4 protein-coding genes and 2 pseudogenes are annotated in these 7,188 nt (G+C 35.7%); 4 read left to right on the forward strand and 2 right to left on the reverse strand.

The genetic code is table 11. The features are described from left to right. Positions 1–376: 376 nt before the first annotated feature. Complete coding sequence (locus NI465_RS16140; protein WP_004647771.1) at positions 377–1,549, reverse strand: replication initiation protein; 1,173 nt, start codon at positions 1,547–1,549, stop codon at positions 377–379. 856 nt (positions 1,550–2,405) lie between these two features. Between NI465_RS16140 and NI465_RS16145 the strand changes: the two genes are divergently transcribed. Both NI465_RS16145 and NI465_RS16150 read left to right on the forward strand, forming a co-directional pair. Continuing rightward, complete coding sequence (locus tag NI465_RS16145; RefSeq protein WP_139853766.1) at positions 2,406–3,179, forward strand: ParA family protein; 774 nt, start codon at positions 2,406–2,408, stop codon at positions 3,177–3,179. A gap of 13 nt (positions 3,180–3,192) precedes the next feature. Continuing rightward, positions 3,193–4,104: a ParB/RepB/Spo0J family partition protein gene (locus NI465_RS16150; RefSeq protein WP_253145971.1), complete on the forward strand. Its 912-nt coding sequence runs from the start codon at positions 3,193–3,195 to the stop codon at positions 4,102–4,104. A 49-nt stretch (positions 4,105–4,153) separates the two neighbouring features. Here NI465_RS16150 and NI465_RS16155 read toward each other — a convergent pair. Further along, positions 4,154–4,868 (reverse strand): annotated as a pseudogene (locus tag NI465_RS16155) (IS5 family transposase). Between the two features lie 891 nt (positions 4,869–5,759). Here NI465_RS16155 and NI465_RS16160 point away from each other — a divergent pair. After that, complete coding sequence (locus NI465_RS16160) at positions 5,760–6,449, forward strand: GntR family transcriptional regulator (protein ID WP_253145972.1); 690 nt, start codon at positions 5,760–5,762, stop codon at positions 6,447–6,449. Between the two features lie 315 nt (positions 6,450–6,764). Continuing rightward, positions 6,765–7,102, forward strand: a pseudogene (locus tag NI465_RS16785) (IS4 family transposase); the annotation flags it as partial. Positions 7,103–7,188: the final 86 nt, after the last annotated feature.

Genomic DNA, 7,188 nt, shown 5'->3' on the forward strand with positions numbered 1-7,188 from the left:
AATTATCAAAGTTCTGTTGCTTTAGCCTGTATATTTTTATGGCTACCTTTATAGGGTTAATTATGAACAGTAAATGTCAACAGACCCTAGTTATTTGTAGTCATAAATTTAGTCTCCACTTGTTTTTAAGTGGGGACTAAATTAAGGCTTATAGGATGAATTCATAAGGTGTGTTCAGCGAACACTTACGTTTTGAATAGATTTAAGGAATTAGGCAGACCTCATACCCAAGTTGTCACTTGAATTTGGATAACTTAGGGAAGATCTATCTCTAAAGCCTTTATCCAACAGAGTCGTTTTTATCCTAGGGTCCTTACCACTTGTATTCTTTACAAACATATATTTAAAAAAGTGTAGCAAGTTGCTACACTTTTCGCTAGATCAGCTCTTTACCAAAAATATCATTCAGTCTTTCACGAATACTTTGAACGAATTCTGGATTATTTTTAAGTTTATGCTTCATATTTCGTTTAAAGTCATTCAGCCCCATACCAATTTCAGCAAAATCCATTTGGAATAAAGTGTCATTAATGACAATATTTGCTTGAGAGTCAGTGAGGCATCCTACTTTTTTAAACCACTTCTTGAACTGCTGATAATTTTCATCATTATTAAAAATATACCAAGAACGTACATTCGTATCGAATTTAGCCCCTAATTCTTTTACGGATGCATTGTCTTCAAATGGAACATCAAGATAGATTTTTTCAATCACTGCAATTTCATCCAGTGCCTTATCAGCAATCCGATGATGCAGTTTAAAATTCACACCTACAATTGGACGGCCTTTCTTAACGGTTTCATACTCTAATTGTAGATCTGTATTTTCGTTAATTTCTGCCACTATTTTGTCTAATACATAGCGTCTAAAATCTACCCAGCGATCATATTTGGTTTCATTAATATCAATCAGTGCTTTCAAGTTTTCTAAAAGTAATGGCACTTCATAACTCTTTTGATTGGCGTACTTAAATTCGTTTTTAATGAAATAAGTATAAAGACTCATACTGGCAACAGAATCTAGGGCAAAAAGATGTTTTAGCTGATAGGTAGTAAAATTACCCCCAGCCAGTTGAGTGAAATACGGCAACACCTCACTAGTAAAACGAATCTGAATCGCATTTTTAGAGTCATCTTCCCATCTTAACTCACGGATAATGGGAACGACAGAATGTACTTTTTTAGTCTTTCTCTTACCATTATCAGCAGGCTCCTCAATAATAAAATGAGCTACCCGGGATGAAAGCTCTTTATAGATCCGATCTATTGCAACATTAATTGAGTTACGTTTATTTAATCCTAGTAAATCTGCCAAATCATCCTTATACAAATAAATATAAGTTTGTTCGGTAATTTCACCATCTACCCTATTTTTCTCACTATAATTCGCAACCGCCATTGCATATAGAAGTGCCTTATATTCATTGGATGACAACTCGATTGGGCGAATTAAGCGGTTACTGGTACTGACAACGCCATTATGGCGAATGTTGCCTATACAGTAGGGAATATAATTCGTTTCTTCTTGCAATGGTTCAGATTCTGTCATAACCGTGATATTTATAATTTGACTTAGTTTTTATATACAAAAGTGGAAAAACTTTCAAGACTTTCACCACAAGATTCTAAAAGTGGAAGGTCCGTCATCAAAAAAAGCGTTATTATCCGGTTTTTTGCCTTTAAAGTGGAATTAAATACAGTATTTCCACCCTACAGTGACAGACCTTCCACCTTTAGCCCCCGAAATTACAGTTTAGAATGACTATTTTTACTTTTTTCACCCACATTCAGATAGGTTAAGTTAAATAGAAACCCTGATGTGACAAGGCTTCCACCTTTCAGTTAGATTCGAAAGATATAACTGCACATATAATCATCAGGAAATATCCAATAAAAACAGATTATCCACAGGTTAAGAACATACAGTGACAACCCTTCCACCTTTAAGGCTTAGTTACGAGACTTTATTAACATATTAAATAATTGTTTTTTAAATTATTTTTAAATAAAAATAGCGGTTTAAAAAATAGCAGTGACAAACCTTCCACCCTAGTGACAGACCTTCCACTTTAGAGTGACAAACCTTCCACTTTAGAGTGACAGACCTTCCACTTTAGAGTGACAGACCTTCCACTTTAGAGTGACAGACCTTCCACTTTATGGTGACAAACCTTCCACTTTTAAAACTCTAAGCATTTGTTTTATATAATAAAAATTCACTCTTAATTATTAATTAGCTAAATAACTAATTATTCTAATTATTAATTAAGCTAGCTTAGTTAAAGATTTATTTTTAAGCTGTTTTACATCTGAACAAATAGAATTTATAAATTTAAAAACTATAGTAAGATGAGTAAAATTTATTTATATTACTAGACATTCAAATAGGGAAGCATCTGATACGCATGTCTGCAAAAATTATTACTGTTGCTAACCATAAAGGCGGATGTGGCAAAACAACGACGGTTGTGCACCTAGCTTCAGAGCTTGCTAATTTGGGCAACAAAGTTTTAGTCATTGATTTAGATCCTCAAGCAAACGCTAGTTTACACATTGGGATCCAACATCCAAGCGAAATTGTTGTGACTACAGCGGAGCTACTGGTGGGTGATATTTCATTGTTGGCAGATGCATTACAAGAAGAAACAAACTTTGAAAAAGTATCATTAATTTATGGTTCTTTGAATTTAGGAAAAACTGAAGACCAACTAAAAGAAGAAGCTCCCCGTCCTTCTGAAGAGTTAAATATCAAGTTAGAACTGTTAAAAGATCTTTATGATTTTATATTGATCGACTGTCCACCTAGTCTTAAATTATTAACCAGCAATGCCCTGGCATCTTCAACACATGTCATTATCCCTATCGAATCTGGATCACAATATGGATTGTATGGGGTAACAGATCTTTTAAATCATCTTGAAAAGATCAAACGTATTAATCCAGATTTAGAGCTTTTAGGCGCTTTACTAATTAAGCATGATGAACGTCAGAATGTCTGTAAGCTGATTCGGAATGAAGCCTTGAAACAGGTAGGAAAACTTTTAGAGACTACCATTCCTCAAAGTACTAAAGTTAATCAAGCAGCGATTTTGCAACAATCACTTTTGAAAGTAGAAAAAAATTCAAAAGTACGTAAGGCTTTTGAAAGCCTTGCCAATGAAATTGTAGCTAAAGTTTAAACCTGAGAGCATTATGGCAAGCACCAAAGAGCTTTTAGCTCAGAAACTGAAACAGAATACAGAAAAACATCAGCAAGCACAGAAAGACAATATTAGAGAGCTGAAAGAGTTTAGACGTAATGTCCCTATTGAGGATATCAGCCGCAGTCCAAACCAGCCGCGTAAATTATTCGAAGAGTCACAGTTAAAAGAACTGGCGGATTCTATTAATGAAATCGGCCTTTTGCAGCCCATTACAGTACGTAAACTGGATAATCTGAAATATGAACTGATTGCAGGCGAGCGACGCTTACGGGCACATCAGTTACTCGGAAAGTCTGTGATTGAAGCCATTATTATTGATGCAAATAATGTAGAAGCGTCTTTGTTAACCCTGGCAGAGAATTTAAAGCGTCAGGATCTGACAGATTATGAAATTTTTATTGGCCTGAACTCACTTGATGAGAAGTTAAAGAAAAACAAGCAACGTTTAGCCAATTCACTGGGTTTAAATCGCGAAGATATGTACAAGTATTTAGCGTACGAAAAACTGCCTCAAGTAATTTTAAATGACCTTGATGTGGAACCAGGCCTACTAGGTCGTACTGCTGCAACTGCATTCAAAAAATTTCTGTCGGATCATATAGAGCAACTTTCTGAGGCTGAAAAGGCTTTGCTAGGGGCTTGGGAAAAAGTAAAAGACAAAAAACTAGAGCAAAGTAAAGTTACTGCCTATGCTGAAAAAATATTGAGTCAGGATCCAGGAAAACTGACCACAACATCTGTGGTTAGAAAAATTGAATATGCAGGTAAGATTGCGGGAAATATCAAACTCAATCAAAAACAGCTTAAGGTTTCTCTGAATATCTCGGAAATTGACGAAGCTAGTCTCTTACAACTAGAAGATTTTTTAAAACAGCTTATTCAGAAAAGTGAAAAAGTGTAGCAAGTTGCTACACTTCTTTTGACAATCTCAAACTAGGGCGTGTTATCAATTAAGCCAGAAAGATCGCTGATAAGAAGTTTTGAGCCAATTTATCATAGCGTGTGGCAATAGCACGATATTGTTTGAGCTTGGCAAAAAAATTCTCGATCAGATGTCTTGCCTTGTAGATATGTCAATCATAATCACGCTGATCAATAGAATTACTTTTCGCTGGCATCACAACTTGACCCTTCGCCTCTAAAATTGGATCAATGACCCGATCCCTAGAGTTGTAGGCTTTATCCATAAACCAGGTCTGACTCAACGATAAGTCCAGCAACACATCTGAACCGTTTAAATCATGGACCTGCCCATCCGTGAGATAAAATCCTGTCGGGTTGCCTAAAGCATCAGTACGGGCATGAATTTTGGTGCTTAAGCCCCCTTTACTGCGCCTAGTCGCCTGATTTCCCCCCAGCGCTGTGTTGGTAAGCACGTACAATGGGGTGCAGTCTAACATGACATATTCATTGTCAAGGTCATGTGACAGCACTTCAAAGACTCTCTGCCACACACCTGTTTTAGCCCAAAGACTAAAACGAGTATGCACTACTCTAAAATCACCAAAGCGTTCGATTAAGTCTCGCCACGGGATACCTGAACGATAGCGCTTCAACAAATAGTCGGTTATCTTTGGCCGTTACTCCAACAGTACCCATTCGTCCAAGTAACAGATCTTTAACCTGTTCCCACTGATCATCTTTTAATGCATAGCGTTTAGTCATGAAAAAATTATGAGGACCGGTAATATTTTCTCAAGCTAATTGATGACACCTTAATTCAAAATAAAAAACGGTTTTAAATATTATTTCTATAAATTTCAATATTACACTGACTTATAACAGGTTTTAATTGACTCCGCTTAGATGATATATGGGACCTAATAAATTAACTAATTAACTTATGTCCATGAAAAATTAGAAATAAATGAACATATATCAATGAAGTATGGTTGTTTTTTTATAATAAATAGCCTAAGTAATCGTTAGTGAATAGATGTTTTTTTGGTGCGGTATAATTACCTGAAAATCCAGACATCAGTTATAAAATGAGATAAATTTTGAAGGACGCCAGCTTTAAACCGCAGCTTTCATTTTTTGTCTACATACAGCAGTCCAAGACGTTACCCAGTGTCACGTTACGGAACCGCACTCAGTGCGCTTGCCGGATTCAACAGTCTGGAGATCTTAGTATATTGCCCTATAAAGCTCATTTTATTAAAGATAATCTTTAATAGTCAAAGGCATTCAAATGTATAGATAGGGACTGTGTCAGGAAATGTGCTAGTAGAGGTGGGCAATAATGTCTAGAATCAAGGTACGTGATTTTCTCAGTCGACTATTACGAATAGCCGCCGATTTTGTAGATGCCTTTTAATTAGATTAGACTGTCACCACTCTCCTAGACAAATTTAGTCTATTCTTTTTGCATAAATGAGAACATTATGAGTGGACAACGATATTCTCTCAGAATCACGTATCAATCATGCTGCTAAACATTCTCATTAAAACAAGGGAATGCATCTTTTTACTGATCTGTACCTTGTTTTCAATTTTCCTCTGTTCTTTAATTTAGTACTATCTTTATCACTTATGAGCACTCACTGGATTCACTGAATGAAGTATATGGAAATCAGAGATTTGATTGAGGCTGAATTGAAAAATTACAGTTCTAATCAAATAATTCCATCCGAACGGTACTTGGCATTAAAGTTTGACTGTTCAAGGGAAACAGTGCGTAAGGCCTATGAACAGCTTCGTGCCGAAGATAAAATTTTCAAACGGCAAAATCTCGGCTGGTTCGTGAGTAATAAAAAAATTCAATATTATCCAAACTCAATTGAAAATTTTCGTTCTTATATGAAGGCACAGGGTTTTAATGCCAGAACTGAACTGATCTCGACCAGACAGCTGGAGCGATTGGATCACAGTAATCTTTTTAGCGAAGAAAATCGTAAATTGGGCTTTATTGAAATTATCCGTTTACGTTATGCTGATGATGTACCAGTACTTCTAGAATATAATTATTTACCTGTTGCGCTGTTTCCAGATGTGCTGAATTATAATGTGATTACTTCGGTCCAAGACGTCATTAAAAATCACTTTCATTATAATTACACGAGTAGTCAGTTAAAAATTAAAAATACCGGTGTGTCTCATTTTGAGAGCCAGCACTTGGGTATTCCTTTAAGTCAAACCGCCACTTATATTGAACGTATTTCAAAATCAGATGATCTAGTGATTGAATATGACATCGAAATCTGGTCACAGGACAAAATTGAAATGATCTTAGATATTCAAGCATAAGCTTATATTTATATCCTGACCATTCAAATCCTAAAAAGTTAAATGTTTTTAGGATTTCTTTATTTTCTTAGATTAGCATTAGACCTCCTTCATAAATCATTCTTACTCAGTTGCAAATTATAAATTCCAGCAACTAGATTGAATCTCAAAAGGGGGGCTTTTAGCTCTATTGCGATAACGTTCTGAAAGCATTTTGAAAGTTTTTAGACTGCCAATCCATACTTAATTTCTATTCTTCTTTATTGATTTCCTGATTATAGATTTTTAGTTCAGGATCCAGTTTACAGCGGCTTTTGGCCTCTAATGGCAACAGGGTATTGGGAAGTGCGTTTGATTGAAGTTGAGCAGGAAGGGAAAATTAGACGTTATATCACTTTATTAATGAACCCAAAGACATAGCCACTGATAGGCTTGGCGAAGCTTTATGCTCAGCGCTGGGAAATAAAAATGTGTTACCGAGAAATCAAAAGTGATTTACAGGAGGGCAAGCATTTGAGGAACAAGCAACCTGATTTAGTTTGTCAATAATTATGGGGGGCTTTATTGCCTACAATATTCTAAGAAGACAAATGAAACATATGGCTCAACGTGCAAAATTCAGTCCTTTGAGAATCAGCTTTCATATTGCATCTATTGGCATTCTGAATAGGCTTTGTTGCACAAACCTATCTGTAAAGGCTTTTTCAGCGATATAATTTTCAAATGAAGAAGCCTACACACAAAATCTACCGCACAACCA

It is taken from the genome of Acinetobacter lwoffii (assembly GCF_024129855.1).
Lineage (GTDB): Bacteria > Pseudomonadota > Gammaproteobacteria > Pseudomonadales > Moraxellaceae > Acinetobacter > Acinetobacter lwoffii_L.